At 59.8% G+C, this 19,024-nt stretch carries 23 protein-coding genes; 8 read left to right on the plus strand and 15 right to left on the minus strand.

The window, feature by feature from the left end; genetic code table 11:
• The first annotated feature begins 10 nt into the window (after positions 1-10).
• Entirely contained in the window at positions 11-244 is a 234-nt protein-coding gene (locus NEF64_RS17265) for a hypothetical protein (RefSeq protein WP_252574301.1), read from the plus strand.
• Between the two features lie 333 nt (positions 245-577).
• Here the strand turns inward: NEF64_RS17265 and NEF64_RS17270 are convergent, their stop codons facing one another.
• The 7 genes from NEF64_RS17270 to NEF64_RS17300 all read right to left on the minus strand — a co-directional run bounded on the left by NEF64_RS17270 (position 578) and on the right by NEF64_RS17300 (position 3,656).
• Positions 578-1,120 (minus strand): recombinase family protein, encoded by a 543-nt coding sequence (locus NEF64_RS17270; protein ID WP_252574304.1) that lies wholly within the window; start codon positions 1,118-1,120, stop codon positions 578-580.
• 233 nt (positions 1,121-1,353) lie between these two features.
• Complete coding sequence (locus NEF64_RS17275) at positions 1,354-1,764, minus strand: hypothetical protein (RefSeq protein WP_252574308.1); 411 nt, start codon at positions 1,762-1,764, stop codon at positions 1,354-1,356.
• Positions 1,764-2,111, minus strand: a complete 348-nt coding sequence (locus NEF64_RS17280) for a hypothetical protein (protein WP_252574310.1) — start codon at positions 2,109-2,111, stop codon at positions 1,764-1,766. The genes NEF64_RS17275 and NEF64_RS17280 overlap by 1 nt, the downstream gene beginning before the upstream one ends.
• A gap of 69 nt (positions 2,112-2,180) precedes the next feature.
• Positions 2,181-2,354, minus strand: coding sequence for a hypothetical protein (locus NEF64_RS17285; RefSeq protein WP_252574312.1), 174 nt, complete (start codon positions 2,352-2,354; stop codon positions 2,181-2,183).
• 5 nt (positions 2,355-2,359) lie between these two features.
• Entirely contained in the window at positions 2,360-2,548 is a 189-nt protein-coding gene (locus NEF64_RS17290; RefSeq protein ID WP_252574314.1) for a hypothetical protein, read from the minus strand.
• Between the two features lie 332 nt (positions 2,549-2,880).
• Complete coding sequence (locus NEF64_RS17295; protein ID WP_252574316.1) at positions 2,881-3,249, minus strand: site-specific integrase; 369 nt, start codon at positions 3,247-3,249, stop codon at positions 2,881-2,883.
• Positions 3,250-3,278: 29 nt separating this feature from the next.
• Positions 3,279-3,656, minus strand: coding sequence for a hypothetical protein (locus tag NEF64_RS17300; protein WP_252574318.1), 378 nt, complete (start codon positions 3,654-3,656; stop codon positions 3,279-3,281).
• A gap of 118 nt (positions 3,657-3,774) precedes the next feature.
• On the opposite strand from NEF64_RS17300, the gene NEF64_RS17305 reads away from it, so the two are divergent.
• Positions 3,775-4,284 carry a helix-turn-helix domain-containing protein gene (locus tag NEF64_RS17305; RefSeq protein ID WP_252574320.1) on the plus strand — a complete coding sequence of 170 codons (510 nt, stop codon included), beginning with the start codon at positions 3,775-3,777 and terminating at the stop codon, positions 4,282-4,284.
• 40 nt (positions 4,285-4,324) lie between these two features.
• Here NEF64_RS17305 and NEF64_RS17310 read toward each other — a convergent pair whose 3' ends face one another.
• Positions 4,325-5,008 carry a hypothetical protein gene (locus tag NEF64_RS17310; RefSeq protein ID WP_252574322.1) on the minus strand — a complete coding sequence of 228 codons (684 nt, stop codon included), beginning with the start codon at positions 5,006-5,008 and terminating at the stop codon, positions 4,325-4,327.
• A 371-nt stretch (positions 5,009-5,379) separates the two neighbouring features.
• On the opposite strand from NEF64_RS17310, the gene NEF64_RS17315 reads away from it, so the two are divergent.
• Entirely contained in the window at positions 5,380-6,000 is a 621-nt protein-coding gene (locus NEF64_RS17315; RefSeq protein ID WP_252574324.1) for a DJ-1/PfpI family protein, read from the plus strand.
• 277 nt (positions 6,001-6,277) lie between these two features.
• Positions 6,278-6,982 (plus strand): hypothetical protein, encoded by a 705-nt coding sequence (locus NEF64_RS17320; RefSeq protein ID WP_252574326.1) that lies wholly within the window; start codon positions 6,278-6,280, stop codon positions 6,980-6,982.
• Between the two features lie 326 nt (positions 6,983-7,308).
• Here the strand turns inward: NEF64_RS17320 and NEF64_RS17325 are convergent, their stop codons facing one another.
• Positions 7,309-8,562, minus strand: coding sequence for a hypothetical protein (locus NEF64_RS17325; RefSeq protein ID WP_252574328.1), 1,254 nt, complete (start codon positions 8,560-8,562; stop codon positions 7,309-7,311).
• A gap of 438 nt (positions 8,563-9,000) precedes the next feature.
• Between NEF64_RS17325 and NEF64_RS17330 the strand changes: the two genes are divergently transcribed.
• A complete protein-coding gene (locus tag NEF64_RS17330; RefSeq protein ID WP_252574331.1) occupies positions 9,001-9,855 on the plus strand; it encodes a CPBP family intramembrane glutamic endopeptidase in 855 nt (284 codons plus the stop codon).
• A gap of 376 nt (positions 9,856-10,231) precedes the next feature.
• Here the strand turns inward: NEF64_RS17330 and NEF64_RS17335 are convergent, their stop codons facing one another.
• Both NEF64_RS17335 and NEF64_RS17340 read right to left on the minus strand, forming a co-directional pair.
• Complete coding sequence (locus NEF64_RS17335; RefSeq protein ID WP_252574333.1) at positions 10,232-10,963, minus strand: PEPxxWA-CTERM sorting domain-containing protein; 732 nt, start codon at positions 10,961-10,963, stop codon at positions 10,232-10,234.
• A gap of 249 nt (positions 10,964-11,212) precedes the next feature.
• A complete protein-coding gene (locus NEF64_RS17340) occupies positions 11,213-11,554 on the minus strand; it encodes a hypothetical protein (RefSeq protein ID WP_252574335.1) in 342 nt (113 codons plus the stop codon).
• Positions 11,555-12,074: 520 nt separating this feature from the next.
• On the opposite strand from NEF64_RS17340, the gene NEF64_RS17345 reads away from it, so the two are divergent.
• Positions 12,075-12,818, plus strand: a complete 744-nt coding sequence (locus NEF64_RS17345; protein ID WP_252574338.1) for an SDR family NAD(P)-dependent oxidoreductase — start codon at positions 12,075-12,077, stop codon at positions 12,816-12,818.
• 32 nt (positions 12,819-12,850) lie between these two features.
• On the opposite strand, the gene NEF64_RS17350 is transcribed toward NEF64_RS17345, so the two are convergent.
• The 3 genes from NEF64_RS17350 to NEF64_RS17360 all read right to left on the minus strand — a co-directional run bounded on the left by NEF64_RS17350 (position 12,851) and on the right by NEF64_RS17360 (position 15,807).
• Positions 12,851-13,480 carry a LysE family translocator gene (locus NEF64_RS17350; protein ID WP_252574349.1) on the minus strand — a complete coding sequence of 210 codons (630 nt, stop codon included), beginning with the start codon at positions 13,478-13,480 and terminating at the stop codon, positions 12,851-12,853.
• Positions 13,481-13,508: 28 nt separating this feature from the next.
• Positions 13,509-14,948 (minus strand): MFS transporter, encoded by a 1,440-nt coding sequence (locus NEF64_RS17355; RefSeq protein ID WP_338112122.1) that lies wholly within the window; start codon positions 14,946-14,948, stop codon positions 13,509-13,511.
• 112 nt (positions 14,949-15,060) lie between these two features.
• Positions 15,061-15,807, minus strand: coding sequence for an SDR family NAD(P)-dependent oxidoreductase (locus NEF64_RS17360; protein ID WP_252574353.1), 747 nt, complete (start codon positions 15,805-15,807; stop codon positions 15,061-15,063).
• A gap of 181 nt (positions 15,808-15,988) precedes the next feature.
• Here NEF64_RS17360 and NEF64_RS17365 point away from each other — a divergent pair, with 181 nt between their 5' ends.
• Complete coding sequence (locus tag NEF64_RS17365) at positions 15,989-16,876, plus strand: AraC family transcriptional regulator (RefSeq protein WP_252574355.1); 888 nt, start codon at positions 15,989-15,991, stop codon at positions 16,874-16,876.
• Between the two features lie 57 nt (positions 16,877-16,933).
• On the opposite strand, the gene NEF64_RS17370 is transcribed toward NEF64_RS17365, so the two are convergent.
• Entirely contained in the window at positions 16,934-17,923 is a 990-nt protein-coding gene (locus NEF64_RS17370; protein WP_252574356.1) for a saccharopine dehydrogenase family protein, read from the minus strand.
• A 174-nt stretch (positions 17,924-18,097) separates the two neighbouring features.
• Between NEF64_RS17370 and NEF64_RS17375 the strand changes: the two genes are divergently transcribed.
• A complete protein-coding gene (locus tag NEF64_RS17375; RefSeq protein WP_252574357.1) occupies positions 18,098-18,988 on the plus strand; it encodes an AraC family transcriptional regulator in 891 nt (296 codons plus the stop codon).
• Positions 18,989-19,024 lie beyond the last annotated feature (36 nt).

Raw genomic sequence — 19,024 nt, forward strand, 5'->3', positions numbered from 1 at the left:
GGAGCATACCATGCCGACCGACCCGAACACCGACATCGAGCGCGAGACGACCGGCGAACCTTACGTCGAGGGCAACATGGAGACCGAGGAGGGCGTGGCTTCCGACGGCACCAATGCCGAGGGTCTTGACGCCGTTGACGACGCGCCGGACTCGCTGACTAAAGACGACCCCGACGTTGATGATGCTGCGGACAATTTGTCGTTCCGCGGCGACGACGACGACGCTCCGGATAGTGCGCCATAAAATGATACTGCGGACCATAGGGGCGACCCGTGCCGCATTTCGGCGTTGGCAGCGGCTGTGGATGGCGCAGACCAAGAGAAGGGCGGCTGATTGGCACCATCCGGGTGAGGCACCAAAGGTGCACCTAGGACTTCTCCATATATGCGATCGCAGCCGTATCCTGCCGAGCAAACTGGGGACGATGCCCGCTATGGCGAGTCATCCTCGGTGCGGCCCGCCGTTCAGTTACCGGCGCGTTAAACATCGTGAGCTAAAAGCAACGGGCGGGAAGGACCGAAGGAGGTTGCTGATCCCCACCACAGCCACGAACTAGGCAGTCTGCGGTCATCAACGTTAGTCGGACATCGCACGATAGACGCTCGCCCGACCGATGCCCAATTGCCTTGCAATATCGCTCGGCCCGATCCCCGCAGCATGGAGAGCCCGAACCTGGCCAACGTCCACGGAAGGCTTGCGGCCCTTGTAGACACCGGCAACCTTTGCGCGGTCTATCCCTTCCCGCTGCCGCTCCTTGCGGATGTCTGTTTCGAACTCGGCGATTGATGCGAGCACCGTGAGCAGTAGCTTGCCCGTGGAGGTGTCCGTATCGAGGCCGCCCTGCTGAAGGCAACGGAACCCTACCCCCTTCGTGGACAAACGGGCGACGATCGCGTGCAGGTCAGCGGCTGATCGCGCAAGGCGGTCCAGACGAGTGACGACGAGCGTGTCACCCTCACGAACGAAGTCCAGAGCTTCGGCGAGTTCGTCGCGTCCCGTCACGCTGGTGCCGCTCCGCTTCTCGGAAAAGACCTTGCTGCAACCTGCGGCACCAAGGGACTCGAGCTGAACCTCCAGCGACTGCCCCGCACTGCTTACTCGACCATAACCAACCAACATCGACGTCACCCGCCTCAATAGACCCTAGACGTTCGACCATGGTGCCCCAAAATGATCGGGGCAACCCATTTGAGACAGACCGGCCTGGGTTCTTGCGTCTCACCGCATAGTACCGCGAGGGTATACTCTTTCGGTACCTATTAGATTGTAGATGGCATCAGCACAAACCAACGCCAGCTTGTTTGTGAATTTGGTGCATTCGCTAATTTACGGTAACGTTCGAAGTCGAAAGTTTAATTTTTCGCCTTCGTCACCAAGTGTAGATGGTCAATGCCACACTCGTCGTAGATGTTCTGCGCTTGGCCGATCTCGTTTACGCTTTGGTCGATCCAGCCGTCGCCTACGCTATAGATGGTGCTGATTGACCCCGTCGTGCTGACCGCGAATGGCATCCAGGTTCGGCGATCGCTACTCACGTATTTGTCCCAATAGCCACAAATCGTGTCGGGCTTGGTCTCGCTCCGATGGGCATTGATGATCCGTGGTGTCCCAAATGGCTGGTTCGGGCCGAGCTGACGCACGATCTCCGCCTGTACTAACCCATGGTCCTCCTCTGCTTGGGTTTGGGGATCTGTGCAGCCGGCAAGGGCGGCGGCTAATGCGAGGCATGCCGTGATGATGCGGCTCTTCGTGTGGCCGCACATTATGCGGCGAGCCTGAGGTGTGCATGGGTCGGGGGAAACTGCTGGGGACATCCGAGGCACAACTCGACGTTGCTATCGGTATGGAACTTTTCGACCTCGCACTTGATGCAGTCGGCCGCGTCGTGTTGGCTGGTGACTGCTTGGCCCTCCCACCTGATTTGGAGCAGGATGGGCGTGGTGGGGTCGACGAGCGCCTGCTGGAACGTCCCGCCGATGTTGATGATCGCCGCGTTGTCACTGGCTGCGCACGCCTTAGCGAGTGCTTGTGCTTGTGCTTGTGCTTGTGCTTGTGCTTGTGCTCTCGTGTCGGTCAGCTCCAGGTTAGCCAATACATGTCTATCGCTCATCGTCTGCGGTTCGTTCTTTGATCGATGATCTGGTATCGCACGCTGTTTGACGGGCTGCCGGTGGCTTCATCAGCCTTTCGAGCCAGAGAGGAGCACGTATGGGTCCGCCACGGGGCCGTCTCTGCGCGGAGAAACATCCTCCACCGTCGTCGATTTGATCGCGGCCACGCGGAAGTGGACTGGGAGGTTGCCGTGCTCCTTGGCGATCGCGTCTAGTTCCTTGATGAGCCGCTTAATTTTCATGCAACCTACTCCGTTGTGCGCGGTGGCTGGGTGCCAAGGATCTGTATCAGCGCCTCCAGGCGAGCGTTCGCCGCCACGTAGCCATGGTAGGCGTTGAGGATCGAGCTATGAACGCCCAGCTTCGCTTCGGCGCTGAGGATCTCGACAAGCTTTCGCTCGATCTCAATCGCTGCCATTATGTCTTCGGGCTTCACGATCTTCCCCTTATCTGATGCTGTTTAACCGTGCGTCCACCTCATCCTAGCGATGCCGAGGCGGCACATGCCTTTCTCAGATGCACTAAAGAACCAGCCGTCACTTCCTGGCTGTTCGTATACCGACAGGAAAACGAGGCCGAGAACCACAACGACGGCAACTCGCCCAAGAGATGCGATGACCTTCAAACGTCGATGTTCCAGATAGCCTTTAGATCCCCGTTGACCGCCGCGAAGATGCTCTCCGCGCTATCACGAGACAGGTCAATGTCCGATATGCGAAGCTTCTACGTATTTGCGGAAGGGCGTGAGTCACCTTGGCCAACCTTGCCCTAGACGAGCTCACGCGGTTCAGCCTTGCTTTTCACATCGGGAATGAACGGCACAGATGCGATCAGGTTGTGCTTCCAGGCCCAATTCAAGGGCTGCCGTAACGCCGCGGTGTCGCGCGAGATGGTGTGGCCTCCGACGCCCTGGAGGCGTCGCCACGCGTGGAAGCGTTTCACGAGAGCAGACGTAATGTCGGCCACCGTTGGCGGCCCCAAGAGGCGGCCGCCAGTTCGCTCGTGCTGAAAGAACGCGATCCAATGGGTCACGCCGTTCGCGTAGCGGCCCGGGTCTGAAAGGTTCGGTGCTGCGTGCTCCACCAGCCAGTCCGCCATCAACTTTTCAACGTAGACGCTGGCGATCGCGGCCTGCACAGGCTTCTGCGATCCAAGGTAATGCTCGGCTAGTGCGTCTTGTGCCGCTTTAGGCGGCTTACTTGCATCACCGCCGCCGATGCCAAGCGACCTGCGGCGAGTCCGACGTCCATTTCCGCCTGCTCCGTTTTCGTACCAGCAGATGGCCCAGTCGTCTCGATCTGCGCGATACCAAAGCCAGTAGGGGCCGAGCTCATGGCGGGAAGTGCTGCCCGCTCTTGGGGTCCGAGCGGCTGGTTGTCCTGTCTGCATGGTGCGGTGAGTTCTTCCAGTTCCAGGCGAGCAATCGCCTTGTAGATTTGAGGCGACATCAGCAGCTGCACTTGAGCGGGATCGAAAGTAACCCGCGTGCCATTCCGCGCCGCCTTGCGCAGTTTGGATGCCAAAATGTGGTACGCTGTTTTCATGATGTGTGCTATAGGGCATGCAGCATGAAATGTCGAGCGCGTTCGTTCGGTGCAATGAGTGAGGTAGAAGGCTTTGACCCGAGGGATTGCTGATTATCGAGATACCCAGGCTGCCCACATGTTCAGCAGTGGCCTGCGTCGCACTGCCCAAGTGCAGGGGATCAGCCAGCGCGAAATCGCAAAGGCGCTTGGCTACAAGCAGAGCGTTGTCTTGAGCCATATGGCGCTCGGTCGGGTTCCAATCCCGGTCGAGCGCGCCGCACAGTTTGCCAAGCACCTTAACCTGGACGCGAAGGCGTTTTTGGCCGCTGTGCTTAAGCAACGCTACCCTGACATTGACTGGTCAACCTCACTCCGCGGTGACGACGCTGATCTTGAATCCACTCATCTTGTTCAGTCCATCGAGGCCATCGCATGTCGTCCTATCGAACAGCTTGCGCCAGAGCAGATGCGTGTGATCCGGGAGGTGGCCGCAGACCCTCACGCGGAACGCCGCTGGCTCACAGTCCATGAAGTTCGGGCCATCGAACTGCTGCGCCGTCATGTTCCACTGTTAGCAAGGGACGGCCTGTCGAAGGAGGAGGAGGGCGCCATCGAAGAGGCGATAAACGCCAAGCGTGTGTTGTAAGGCACGCACGCATCACATAGTGGCTGCCCATTGAAAATGCCTACAATGGAAGTCTGTCATCATGTCCGTCGAGAACATCCATCGCCTGCACAACCTTACGTCGCGGGAGCAGCACATTCACTGGGGAGGTCGAAGGCCCTGGGAGCATGATGGCGGGCGAGTGATGCTGCCAAAACCAGCTAATGCAGGAAGAGCGGACGTTAGCGTCGACCTCGCGGGAAACGTCACCCGCATGCGAGTTCCAGTGCTCCGACCGTGCTTCGGATCGCCAACCGCACTTCTTGTCCATGGCGGCGATCAGACCCGCTCCGGGAAAAATGGGCGCCAGCCTACGCGATGCAATGCATGCCCCGCGAAGGAGGCTTGCGCGAAAGTTGGATACGCCCGACTTCACGCCGACGCCCGAATTGCTGCCGCCTACAATGCGTTTGAGGCAGCCGGAGGCCGATTGATCTTCATCAAAGGTCGAACCTCCCGTGGTGATGCCGAGATCGAGCGTTGCTATGGAAAGGTCCTCGCCGCCCTGATCGCACACCCGCCATTCGCCAACGTAAATGACGCTCACATTCAGGCTTACTGCGACGACCTGATCGCCGAACGGCAGGCCAAAGACCAGGAACGTCAACGTCTCAAGCGCGACAGAGAGCGTGCTTTGCGGATGCGGCAAGCCGAGGCCCCAGAAGAGGCCCGCACCAGCGAGAGCGAGGAAGGCGAGGCGGTTCATCTAGTCTCGCTGCCAGAGTCTTCGTCCGAAGGCGATAGAAACGACTTGGCTCTGAGCTACGTTCGTAAATGTCACCACCGCCGCGTCCCTGACGCCGCGCACAGGACTGTCCTGTACAAACGCTGGGTAGGTAATGAGCGACATAGGTAGGAAAGATCGCATCTAACGAATGGCTTTGGTTAGGTACCCGGATCGCCAGCCTGAATGTCTAGGTGTGGGCGGAATCGGTCATTCGGCGCGATAGGCTCGAACGTTCGGGATCAGTAAGGGAACAGACCGGCCTCCGTTAACGAGGAGTGGCTTATATCTGCTGTGTCCTTTTCTCCGGTTCCAGCTACATCCGACTTTCGACATTCGCAGGGGGGGTGTTCATGCAAATTGCGGTTTTGACATTCGAAGGGTTCAACGAGCTCGACTCGTTTATCGCAGCAGGAATACTGAACCGGATGGGGGCACATGGCTGGACCGCGCACATCACCTCGCCGACTGATTCCGTGACGTCCATGAACGGCGTCACGGTCAAGCGTCAGAAACCCTTGGAGTTCGCTGCCGAAGCGGATGCCGTGATAATTGGAAGCGGGATCAGGAGCCGCGAAATCGCGACTGATAATGACCTGCTGTCCCGGATCAGCCTTGATCCATCCCGCCAACTGATCGGCGCGCAGTGTTCGGGCACCCTCTTGCTCGCAAAGCTGGGATTGATTGGCGATCTTCCTGCCTGCACCGACCTGACAACCAAGCCCTGGGTGATCGAGGCGGGCGTCGAGGTGATCGATGCTCCCTTTGTCGCACACGGCAACGTGGCGACGGCCGGAGGCTGTATGGCCTCGCAATACCTGGCGGCGTGGGTAATCGCCCGTGGCGCTTCGCTGCGCGATGCCGAGGAAGCGATGCACTACGTCGCACCGGTAGGCGAAAAGACGCTTTACGTTGAACAGGCCATGAGAGTTATTGCGCCTTTTATCTCGCCGGCAGCTTCTATCGCCGCTTAAACACGACGCGGTGGCTGGCGCCTTCTCGGTGCCGTTCACCGCGTCGGAATGGCAATTTTTGGTGGAATGCGGACCTTCGGCTTTGAAGGCTTCACCCCAAGAAACCAACCGAACGGGTATCCCGGATGCATCAGTGTCTTGCATCGCCGGAGCCCGCGGTTTCCTGTCGTTCTTCGCATGATGCGGAATCCGTGATTTTTGCATCGCGCTGGTGATTGGCATGCGAGCTCGCTCTTTGCCGGGAAGGTCGTAAGCTATGCGGGTCAGGGAGTTACAGATGAAGAATAAGGCATCAGTATGTATCCGCGTGATCTCGGGTATGACGATAGCAGCTGCAGCGATCAGCGCTCATGCGCAGTTCGTCCCACCTGCTGGATACAGTGGCGGCGGGTCACGACCGGGTGTCGCGGTGCCCTCAGACCCTGATGCGCCGCCCTTAACCCGGATCCCTGACGCGGCATTGTGGAGCCTGATCCACGTCGATCCACTCTACTTGCGCGGCTCGGCTGTGGGCCATGCCAAGGTCGTTGGCGCATTTGCGATAGCCGAAACGAGCAAGACACATGTCGTTGCGGCATGGTCGCCCGGTTTTTTGCCAGTCACCCTCTCATTGAGCGACGGCCGCTGCTACGTGCTCCAAGCCAATTATGAGGGAGGCACACTCTCCAATGGCCGGTTGAGCAAATCGAGATGTGATGGACAGCGGAATGCCAATGAACCGTCTTTTCCGTCGCCACCCCCCGGCCGCTCACTACGCTTCATCGGGTCAGCTTGGGGCTACGGCGCGTGGGCCGATGATGAGGCAAAGACCACCATCATCACAGCGCCAGGAGCAACGACCTTCCAGCCTCTCTTTACGGCTCAAATGATGTCCATCGCTATCATGGCGATGAACAGTCCTGATTCACCGGGCGGCAATGTGACGTTGGTTGGCAAAGTCAAAGGCCGGCTGACAGTCGCCACGCTGGAGGTCGGATACTAGTGTCGATGCAAGATTCTTGAGTCCTGCATCACGGATGTCCGGAACTGATGGAAAGCAGATTGACCCTTGGGGGAGGGGGGGGGGGGGGCGAACCTGGAAAAACCGATCATCGAACGAGCGTCTCAAATGCATCGGCTTTTCCCATCAACGGTCGCGCCGGCTCCTGCCGTTTTCTGGTTGATGCAAAACTTGTGGGCTTGCGTCGCGTAATGCCAAATCGGACGTGACTACGACGGCTAGGCTTTCCGATTGAAAACTTCAGGTAACCGGGCGCTTCGGCGGCGCTGCATTTCGAAAAAAATCGTTGGATGAAGAGCAATAGGATTTCAGGACGCCGGCTTGAGATTGGGCGCCGTCATTGATGCAGTTGTCTCTGGGCCAAGATCCGCGCGAACCAAGCGCAGGGTTGGATCGCGGGCCATCAGGCGCGACCCCGTTACCGCAACCATGTTCGCGGTGAAGGTATAGCGTTCGCGTCCATAGCTTGGCTGCACTTGCGGGGCATAGCGACGAACCGATACGGAACGGACCACCTGCTCGGCCCACCCCCCCTTCAACGCTACATGATCGCCATGCCGCGAGATGTGCGCGTCACTGATCCGCCCGTCAGTGCCGATCGCGAAGGCCACATCGATCCATTGTCCGACATAGCTGCCCATCGCCACCGGCGGCATTTCGGTGTTAAACATGGCAGCAGGGTTGGAGTTCGGGGCGAAGCGGTTACCTGATCCCCGGGAAGACGCGGTCAGCGCAACTGCGGGGGCGTATAATAACAACGCAGGCGCTCCAGCGGGTTGCCTTGGATATCGTTCAATCAGGCGATCGAGCTCGGGCCCGGGGGTCGTCTGGGCAGCGAGCAGAAAACTCAGTTGCCGGCCGGCTACTTGATAAGGCTGCAACGCCGGTTCGCGCCTCGCGATCAACGCATCGATAGCCCGGCGTGCCGCGAAGCCGAAAACCGTGTGATTTTGTTCGGCAAGGCGGGTTTTGAGCGTAGCTACCCGTAAAAGAGCAAGGCCCTCAATCTCAATGAGGCCGAGCTTGTGAGCGCGTCGGGCAATGCCTGCATACTGCTTCTCGCTTCCTATAAACCGGCCAGCGCGAGCATAGGCATCGCCAAGCTCGATCCGCTCCAGGAACACACGTGGATCGTCTTCAGCCATGCCCGCCTTCATCGCGCTGATCGTGTCGAGAGCACTGGACAGCTCGCTGTCGGCTAGGCCGAGATGCGCTGCCATCACGCTATTAGCATGGTGCAGATTAGCAACCGCCACCGGGTATTGCTTTGCAAACCGTGCATTGCGACGCCTTGCTGCCAACAGGGATGCGCGTGCCGCATCATATGTCCCCGCTTCGAACTGCGCTTGAGCGAGAGCAAGCGTAGCGGCAATGTCCCTGTCAGGCGAGCAATGCGTTGCAAGGCATTCGTCGACGTGCCTCTTATAATCCAAAGTACGGCTGCCGGTGACAACAATATCACGCCCCGATGTCTCTTTTGCGGCAGGAGGGGTCGTAACTTGAGCGGACAGGGGTGCGGTGGCTAACAGGCCGCATGCCACTAACCAACGCGCTATCAGCATCGCTAAAGACTCCGAGAACTCGGACCAAGGCTAGGCGTAAATCACATCCTCGTCCACCCGCACAGCGGAAAAGGTGCACAGTAACGTAGCTACTAAATTGGGCCGGCCCGTCTAGCTGTTATGATACGTGCACGTGTCTGATCATTGAGATGGATCTGGGCGTAGGCGGAACGACTGGGTTTGGTGGTCAGCGGACAGGCCGCTTTTGGCAGGCGGCTGGCAATAGCGGACATTGCCCGGAGCTGCCGCATTTCTCAAAAAGGATCGGGAATCGTGAAAGAGCGACATACGGCCAATTCGTGTCATTGAGGGCTGCGTGTGGCGGTGTAGTAGTACACGCAGCTAGCATGATCCGGTAGGGGGGGGCCGATGGTAACCAATTCGTTTTTAGCAACTCGGCCAGGTTCCCGCTCAAGGCTAACCGCCTTTGGAAAGGCAGTGACCTACCTGGCCCTGGCACTCGTCGGCGCGCTTCTAGTCTCGGCTGTGGCAAAGCGCCTACTCGGCGCATCGCTCCTTGAACTCGCGCAAGGCGGCGCAGTGACAGGGACAGTGCGGACAGTATTATTGCTGCTTGGGGTAGTTATTTTCCCGACCGCAATGGTTCTCAGGTTCTTCAAGGAGCCGGTTCAGCTTTCGGCATGGGCATGCGGCAGCGCACCAAGGCTCACAGGTTGGGGGCTTGCGACCGGCTTCAGTCTGCTCGCGGCCATCGCAGGTGTGATGTGGGTGTTCGGTGCCGTCACGTTTGCCATTGTCGCCCCCACCTTGTCGGCAGCGTTCTCGGGTTTAATTATTTCCGCAATGTTGTGGCTGGCTCAAGCCGCAGGTGAGGAAGGTCTGCATCGCGGCTATGCCTTCGTGCAAGTTTCTCGTGCGATCTCCTTCTGGCCGACCGCCCTTCTTAGCAGTGCTTGGTTCATGTACGGGCATGTCGGAAACGAAGGCGAGACGGTGCTTGGCATCATCGCTGCCGGACTGCTTGGCTTGGCATTGTCGTACAGCCTGCTGAGGACAGGCTCTCTCTGGTTCGCGCTCGGCTTCCACGCCTCTTGGAATTTCAGCCAAAGCTTCGTCTTTGGGTTTCACAACAGTGGGGGTAAATCCCCAGCTAGCTTGCTTTCCGCCACCGTCAACGGCTCGCCGCTACTGACGGGTGGTACCACCGGACCCGAGGCCAGTCTGCTCGTTCTACCGGCCTTAATTGTCCTGTCGGCAGTCATCCAGCGGGTTACTGTTCAAGCCTGCGAACGCTCGGACAGGCCAGCCCCATCGGTGCCGACAAACAGCTGACACTGCCTTTCCCGTTCGCAGGCTGCCACAAAATAACCCGCTTTCCCGATTGGGAACCCATCGCGGGACAGTCGCCCGGGCAATCGCGCCGAGAGCCGTCCGGGGCACCGGCTTTCCCAGAATCTGTTCCCGATTGCTCTTTCCCGAAATAGCCTTTCGAAGACGCAGAAACGGGAAAGATCGCGCTCAACGAATGGCCGTTATCGGGAGCCCGGATCGCCAGCCTGAACGTCCGGGTTTGGGCGGAAGCGGAATGGCCGCTTTGGGCCGATCTCAATCGGTAGTCCGAATGTCGCGACGTGGTGGAGAGCAGAAATGACAAAGCCGCCAGCCTTCGGCTGACGGCTTCGTCTCACCCTTTGAGATTCGCAACCCGTCAGGCGTAGGTCGTTGTCGTGGTGCGACGACGGTAGCGAACTGCTCCGCCGACCATGCCTAGGCCGACGAGCATCATTGCCCAAGTGGCGGGCTCGGGGACTGCGGATGTGGAAAAGCTACCGCTGTACGCGCCTAAGATAGTGCCCCTCTGGCGAGTGTTGGGATCGAGAGTGGTATAACTAAAGCCGAGCCGGTCCGCGTTGCGTGGATCTTTAAGTTCGTCCAGCCCCAGACCGCTTTCGCCATTCTCCGCGCGGAAGAACGCATTGATCGCTAGTGCCCCGAAAGCGCCTGCCCCTGTCGCGAACGGCGTTTCGAGCGACGATCCTGTACTGCGCGCGCTAGCGAAGTTGAACGTCGTAACCAGCACCGGTTCGCTGAACGGTTGACCAAAAAAGGTGAAACCGCGGCTAATCGATAGCAGGGGTTCAAAACCCGGCGCTCCCGACAGGGTAAAGGCGTAATTCCCAATCGTTGCCGAAAAATCCGTCACTGGCAGGTCGTAGAACGCGTCCTGGTCGCCACCTTCTAAGAAAGTAAGAGCGGTCGTATCAAGCGTGAAGGTAAAACGGAACGGAGACCCGTTCGAGGCCGCAGCGTTCCTGACCAAAGCTCCCTGGGAAGCGTCTACGCTGCCTTGTCCAGAAAATACGATTTTTGCGGCCTCTGCGGGAACGCCAAGCCCAAGCCCAACTCCTACAAGACCCACTGCCGTTAACGCACGTAGCATAGTTGCCCTCCCTATTTTTCGTCGAAGTGGCAACAGGGATAGCGTTCTGTCAAGGAACCCCTTTCATTGAGAATGCTCGAGAAAACCACGAATGAACGCCTAATGGATGATAGCGAAATGGCGGATTTTGGTGGAATGCAGGCGGTCCGCTTCCGGTGAGGTAGCAGCGATAGCCGACACGGGACGACTGCCGCCTTTCCCCAAAACAATCCGAAGATGGGACGATTGGTCTGCTGGCAGGCGACGCCGTTAAGGGATCTGCCGGTGCAGCGTTCTTGCGATGAGCCAAAAGTGCAGAAGCTGCACCGCGACAAGCACCGCGCCCATCCCGATCGCCGTAGGAAGCACGAGGCCTTCTTGCCCGGGTCGGGCCGGGACGTTGAGCGCCATGATCGTAATGAAGCCAAGTGAGACAATTGCCAATGCCGGCATGAAGGCAAGGGCGAGGCGCCGAGGTGCCGACCAGGTTACTTCATCTGTGACCCACCATTGCATCGGCAGCCGGTCTTCGCTGTGGAACGAGGCATCGGCTCGGTAAGCTAAAGCACAAATCACCAGAACGGAGATCACCGAAACGACCACGATGCTCATGAGAGGACTCCTTCGGGCGATAAGATAGCACCTCATTTGGTCGTCCGCATCGTTTTCTCGATTGGGAACCCATTGGCAGGACAGTCGCGCGGGCGGTCACGCCGAGAGCCGTCCGCCCCCCTTTTCGCAAAACCTGTTCCCGATTGCTCATTCCCGAAATGGCCAGTCGGGGAACGGAAAAGCAGTTAGAGATTGCGCTTAACGAGTGGCCGTTATTGGGAGCCCGGATCACCGGCCTGAACGTCCGAGTGTGGGCGAATGCGGACTGGCCGCTTCGGATTGTTGCCGATCGGCAGCGCGAACGTCGCGACCTGGTGGGGAGCGGAACGGCAGCTTTCGGGAAGGCGCGTGACGGTAGCCGACATCGCGGAGCTTCAGCTTTTCCCAAAAAGTTGCCGTTTCAAAAATTCGCAAGACGACCGTGGTTGAAGCAGAAATAGGCAGGTTTGTGACAGGAACGCTAGCAGCCAGCAAAGGCAGGGAACCGTAGACCGTCTTCAGCACCAAGCGGAGACGACATATGACCATCGCAATCATCACCGGCGGAAGCCGCGGCCTCGGGCGCAGTGCCGCGCTGCAGTGCGCAGCACGGGGTAGCGGAGTCATCTTAACCTACAACAGTCATCCCGAAGGCGCAGACGCAGTTGTGCGCGAAATCGAGGCGAACCGAGGCCGGGCCATTGCACTGAAGCTCGACGTCTCGGACACGCGTTCATTCCCGGCGTTCAAGGAAGCTGTCGCAGTGGCTCTTGCTGCAACGTGGAACCGCACCGAGTTCAATCACCTTGTGAACAATGCGGGCTACGGACTTTTTAAACCGATCACCGGCGTCACCGAGGCCGAGTTCGACGGACTGTTCGCAGTCCACCTCAAGGGCCCGTTCTTCCTCACACAGACATTGTTGCCGTTGATGGCCGACGGCGGATCGATCGTGAACCTGACGAGCGCGACGACCCGTGTCGCGACCGCAGGCGTAGCACCCTATGCCGCGTTCAAGGGCGGGCTTGAGGTTCTGACCCGCTACATGGCGAAGGAGTTCGGCGACCGCCGCATCCGCGCCAACGCGGTATCGCCTGGACCGATCCGGACTGAGCTAGGTGGTGGGCTGAACGATGAGTTCGAAGCGCTCCTTGCTGGTCAGACGGCGCTTGGTCGCGTGGGTGAGCCCGACGATGTCGGTCGCGTCGTTGCCAGCCTTTTGTCAGGCGACAGTGGCTGGATCAATGCACAGACGATTGAAGTCGCTGGCGGCTACGTCATCTGATCAGGTCGTTGCAGAATGCCGTGAAGCTCGCGCTATCGTGAGGATAATGCGAGCTTCACCCCAAATCCAATGAAGACCCCGCCCGTCATCCTGTCGAGCATCCGAACGACCGCGGGCCGACGCATCTGCCGGTTGAGCGGGGCGGTTGCCGCGATCATAATGGTGAACCAGGCCGTGCCGAGCGTGACGTGAATGCAGGCAAGCGCGAAAGAGAAGAGCGCAACGTTCGAGCCGGCCGGTACAAACTGCGGCAGGAAAGTGACATAGAACACGCCGATCTTCGGATTGAGCAGGTTCGTGAGAAAGCCGCGGCGCATCGCGGCGTTACGGCTGAGGGGAACGACCGGGCTAGCCGTCTCGGCTGTCATTCTGCTTCTCGGGCGGAACAGCAGGTTTATCCCGAGCCGCAGCAAGTAGGCCGCGCCAGCCCATTTCAGGATCGTATAGGCCAGCGTCGACGCCGTCAGCACGATCCCCAGACCCAATGCGACGGCCGCACCCCAGGCCAGGCAGCCGAGACCAATACCTATTGCCGTTGCGATAGCCTGACGCGGTCCGCCCGCTACCACACTCCGCAGGACCATCGCTGTATCGAGACCTGGGGTAATCGTCAGCAGCGTGGCGGCCAGGCCGAACGCCAGCAGGGATGGAAGAACGCTCATTCGAACCTCGCTCCGGAAGGCATGATGGTCACGACCGTATAACAGGGGTTGGCCCCGATGACGTGGCGAGACCCTCGACCGATGAACCCACCGCTCGCCAAGCGACGATCGCTGCCAGAACAGCAAGGATGGCACCGCCCATGAATGCTTCGGGCAGGCCTACAGCAAAGGTGCCGGGCACGCTCGAGAACGCGTAGATCGCCGTCATCACCGCAATCCCCAGCGCCCCACCGATCTGCTGGTCCATCTGCAGTAGCCCAGACGCCGTACCGGCGTGTTCTTCCGGGACGCCTTCCATGATCGCAACGGTACCCGGCGCGAAGATAAGTGCGACACCCACCGCATGGATCAACAGCGGGACGAGGACAGCCGGGAAATAGCTGCTGCTGTTGTCCAGCAACGCAAATCCAACAAGGCTGATAGCGACGATCGCGCTGCCTGCAACCATGAGCCCGCGAGCGCCAAATCTGACGATCAGACGGGGCGCGAAATGGCTCATCGCGTAGACCGTAATCGTGAGGGGCATGTATCCGAGACCTGCGCCCAGCGGGGTCCAGCCCAACACGCGCTGAAGATACTGCACCAGCATGAAGAGCACGGCGAAGTGAACGCCGACGATCAAGGCCATCACCGCCAGCCCGCCGAGCCGAGCGCGGTTACGCAGCAAGCTCAAGTCCAGGAGCGGCGCTGCGTGACGTTCCTCGATCCGGAAGAAGGCTACGAGTAGGACTGTCGCCGCAAGGAAGGACCCCAGCGTGCCGGCTGCGATCCATCCATGATCCGCAGCACTGATGAACCCGTAGACCAGCGCTACCGATCCAACCGTCGCAGTAAGCGCTCCGGACAGATCGAGACGGGCGGGCTTCGGATGGGTTTCTGCCACAAGTCGGCCGATCGCGATCACCACGAATAAGCCGACCGGCACGTTGATGAACAGCGCCCAGCGCCATGAGAGAAAGTCGGTGAGGATCCCACCGAGGATCAGGCCGGCAGACGCGCCGATCGACGAGACGGCGGTGAACAGCGACAGTCCCCGCGCGCGCTCCGCGTCGTCGCGCGCCATCACCATGACCAGAGCCAGAACGCTTGGCGCGGCCAGCGCTGCGCCGATACCTTGAACGACACGCGCTGTGATCAGGATCGTGGGGGCTTGTGCAAGACCGCCGACCAGGGAGGCCACGACGAATATCGTGAGCCCCACCCTGAATGCACGGACCTGACCAATGATATCCCCAAGCCGCCCGCCAAGCAGTAACAGGCCGCCAAATGCCAGACCGAATGCGTTTGGTACCCAGGTCAGGGCAGCAGGGCTGAAACCCAGATCCAGCTGGATCCGCGGCAGGGCGACGACGACGATCAGAAAATCCATGGCGAGCATGAGTTGGGCCGCCAGGACGATCCAGAGTGCGAACGCGCGCTGGCGCGACGCGGGAGGGTTACCTCCGCGAGTTGAGCTTGGCATGTGCATCTTTCCGAGTGCCTGACTGCAGGCGGGCGCCCAATATGAGCGCGGATGATGCCGTCGGCCCTAGTCGGCCGACGGCATCCAGATCGAGGTGCTATGCCCTCAATCCAAGGCCTTACAGGCCGCGAGCGCCGCCTGTGACACGGATGGACTCGCCGCTGACCCAATGTGAGTCATCCGAGGCCAGGAAGACCGCCGTTGGAGCGATGTCCTCAGGTTCGCCGACGCGACCAAGCGGTGTCTCGGCCAAGAGCCGCACGCCGATATCCCCGCCGAAGTTGCCGTCGGTGGCAGGCGTGTTGGTATAGCCCGGCATGATGGCGTTCACCCGGATCTTGCGGGGACCGAGCTCACGGGCGAGGCCATAGGTCATGTTGTCGACCGCTGCCTTTGTAGCCGAATACACGCTGGCGCCGGCCGAAGGATGTGTGCTCAGGATCGAGCTGATGTTGACGATGCTGCCGCCTGCATCACCAAAGTGCTTCACCGCTTCGCGCGTTGCGAGGAAGTAGCCCAGCACGTTGACGTTGAACTGCTTGTGGAACGCGTCCTCAGTCAGGTCAGCGACCATCTCGAAGACCGCAACGCCGGCATTGTTGACGAGGACGTCGACCTTGCCGTGATCGACGATGACCCGGTCGAACAGGCGCGTGACGTCGGCCGATTTCGACATGTCCGCCTGCACGGCAAACGCCGAACCACCAGCCGTCTCGATTGATGCGACGACGGCGTCGGCGCCGCTCTTACTTGAATTGTAATTCACGATGACGACCGCGCCCTCGGCACCGAATGCCCTGGCGATGCCTGCACCAATGCCGCTTGAAGCACCTGTGACGATGGCGACTTTGTTGCTGAGTTTCATGGGACTGTCTTTCTCGATCGAGGGATCTGATGCGAGAGGCAGAAAGCCCCTCGTTCGCCTTTCCGATATGGCGGGGCGGGGCACAGACCCCATGCCGCTTATTCTCTCATTCCTGCCTAATCTTCTCAAAGCGGGTTGTTCGCCGTCCTCGCCGGGCCATGTGTGTTCCATGGAAAATGTAATGGACGAGCTGCGCAGCATCGTGATGCGCGCCGGAAGCCGGTGGACGGACACGGGGCTCCCCCGCGTATCAATGGTGCGATCGGAGGGCTGTGCCGACCAGGTCTATGAGCCGATGCTCCACCTTGTCCTCCAGGGCTCGAAAAGTCTGTCGATCGGCGACCAGAATCTGCGCTTCGATGAAGCGACCTACTTCGTCGTGCCCGTCCACGTTCCCGCAACCGGCGAGGTCCAGTCGGAAGGGACGAGCCAACCTTATCTTGCCGTCAGCCTGAAGCTCGATCCGACGATCATCGCCAATCTCATGGCAGAGATGCACGGTACCGGGACAACGCCGAACCCGAGCGGCTTCGCCGTTTCGACAGCTACGCCTGAGCTGATCGATGCCTGGCTGCGCATGATGAGGCTGATCGACCGCCCGAGCGAGGCACCTATCCTGGCCGCGATGATCGAGCGGGAAATTCTCTTTCGCGTGCTGATTGGGCCCCAGGGCGACAAGCTACGGGAGGTCGCATGTGCGGAAAGCCGGCTTGCGCAGGTCCGGCCTGCGATCGACTGGATCCGCGATAATTTTGCGGAAACGATCCATTCGGAACCGTTGGCCGGTATGACCGGCATGAGCGTCGCTGCGTTCTATCGCCACTTCAAGGCGGTGACGTCGATGGCCCCGATCCAGTATCAGAAGCGGCTTCGCCTGTTGAAGGCACGACGGCTCCTGCTGTTCGAAACTCACGACGTTGCCAAGATCGCTTACGAAGTTGGCTATGAAAGCGCGTCACAGTTCAGCCGCGAATATGCGCGTATGTTCGGTATGCCGCCAGGACGGGACGCTGCCCGCTTCCGGGTCGAGGCGACGATTGATAGCGTCGAACTGGTCGCGGCCGAATAGACGCGGAGCAGCATCGGACGGGGGTATGCCCTGTCCGATGCTGCTCGCTGATATCGCTTACAGATCGATGATAGTCGTGTCGGCAATCGTCTCGGCAAAGCCAGCGCCGAAGAGGCCAGCCGGCGTTTGGAATCCCGGGCGTGCCTCGCCATTCAGCACGCGGCGCGCCGCTTCGGCTGCAGCGATGGTCGTGAACGTATAGCCGTTGACCGTCTCCAAGATCGAACGGACCACCGTTCCGTCCTCGCCGGTCACTTCGACCGCTGCGTGGTAGCGATTGGCCTCGCGCTCATCGACCGTCGGGCCGTCAGGCATGGCGGCAAGGTCGCCTTCCGGAAACGCACCGTCGGTCAGGTACACGAACGTCTCGATGTTCGGGATGTCCGTGGCGCGCCAGATCGTGATCAGATCTGGCAAGGTCACCGGGAACGAGGACGCAGGACCATTGCCGAAATCAAAATCGCGAACATCCTGTGGGCTGCGGCTGATCAGCTTTCCATCGACCCGATGCAGCAGGCCGGTGTTGACGTTGTCGCTGGCTGAGATGGCCGAACCGCGGGAAAAGCCGCCTGCCACGTGCATGGCGATGCTGACGCTATGGGGCTTGCTGACACGCTTTGCGGCATGGCCAACAAGCGACCCGAGCATCGCAACGCTGCCACCGCTGCCTGGGAGAAGCATCACGCCTGCAGCGGTTGCAGCCTGATCCAGCGTTTCGGCCAATTGGTAGCTGTCCAGCTCGGCAGCGATATCGAGATAATGAACGCCTGCCTCAATGCAGGCCTTCATCAGCGGCTCGGCCGTGAGCATGAATGGCCCAGCGCAATTCAGCAGGACGTTGATGTCCGAAAGCGCAGCCTTTGACGCTAGCAGATCGTCCACTGCAAAGAGGCGGTATTCCACACCCAGCTCGCCAGCCAATGCGACGAACTTTGCCTTGTCCTGCTCTCGACCAGCGAGAACGAGTTCGACGCCTGCTTTTTGGGCGTTCGTGGCGGCCATCTTTCCGGTGTATCCGGCTGCGCCGTAGATCATCAGTTTTGCCACGTCGGTAACTCCATTTTGGTGAAGGCATTCGCCGCAACGCCACGTTATCCGGCCGCTGCTGCCTGCACCTCAGATGGGCACGCCCGCCATCTCGTGCCTATCCGATCCTCTTCCAAACCTGCCTGATCCTGCTTGGTGGTAGGTCAACGCGGTTTGATCAGGTACCAGCGCAATATGAACGCCAATCTAGAAGAGCTCCGCCAGCTAGCTGCGCGCGCCCAGAACCGGGCTACGCCAACCGGCATACCGCGCGTTGCTATGGTCCAGGGCGAGATTCCCCAGCATAACCTGGCGGCCGTCTACAGTCCGATGATCAACCTCATTCTGACGGGCTCCAAGACGATGACGGTAGGAGCACGCACCTTCCAATATGATCCGGCGACCTATTTCGTGATGTCCGTCGACCTTCCTGCGGTCGGGTCCGTACATCCTAGCGATACCGGCGATCCATATCTGGCAGTCAGCCTGACGCTCGAACCCTCAATCGTAGCGAACCTGCTGGCTGATATGCCTAAACCTGCGGGAGGCGAGCTCTATAGCTCAGGCTTTTCGGTTGCACCCGTCACCGACGAGCTGCTCGACGCTTGGGTCCGTATGCTGCGCCTGATGGACCGCCCTGACGACATACCCGCACTTGCGCCGGCCTATGAGCGCGAACTGCTCTACCGCGTTCTGCAAGGTCCGCACGGCTGGATGCTGCGCGATATCGCCGCACCTGGTACCGCCTTGTCCCGGATCGGCGTCACGATCCGCTGGATACGCGAAAACTTCACAGTCCCGCTCAGAGTGGAGGCACTGGCGTCCATGGCAGCGCTTAGCATTTCAGCGTTCCATCGCCACTTCAAGGCCGTGACGGCGCTCAGTCCGCTCCAGTATCAAAAACGGATCAGGTTGTTGCATGCCCGGTCCCTGCTGATCGCCGGTGAGGGGAATACGACGTCGGTTGCATTCGGTGTCGGGTATGAAAGCCCTACACAGTTCAGCCGGGAATATTCCCGTTTCTTTGGTCTTCCCCCATCGAAGGATAGTCGGCAAATCGTTCGGGCTTTGCAGACGACTGGCTAAAGGTCGCGGCTTCTGGCGAGATGACGCTCCAACGAA

It is taken from the genome of Sphingomonas aerolata, assembly GCF_023935825.1.
Lineage (GTDB): Bacteria > Pseudomonadota > Alphaproteobacteria > Sphingomonadales > Sphingomonadaceae > Sphingomonas > Sphingomonas aerolata.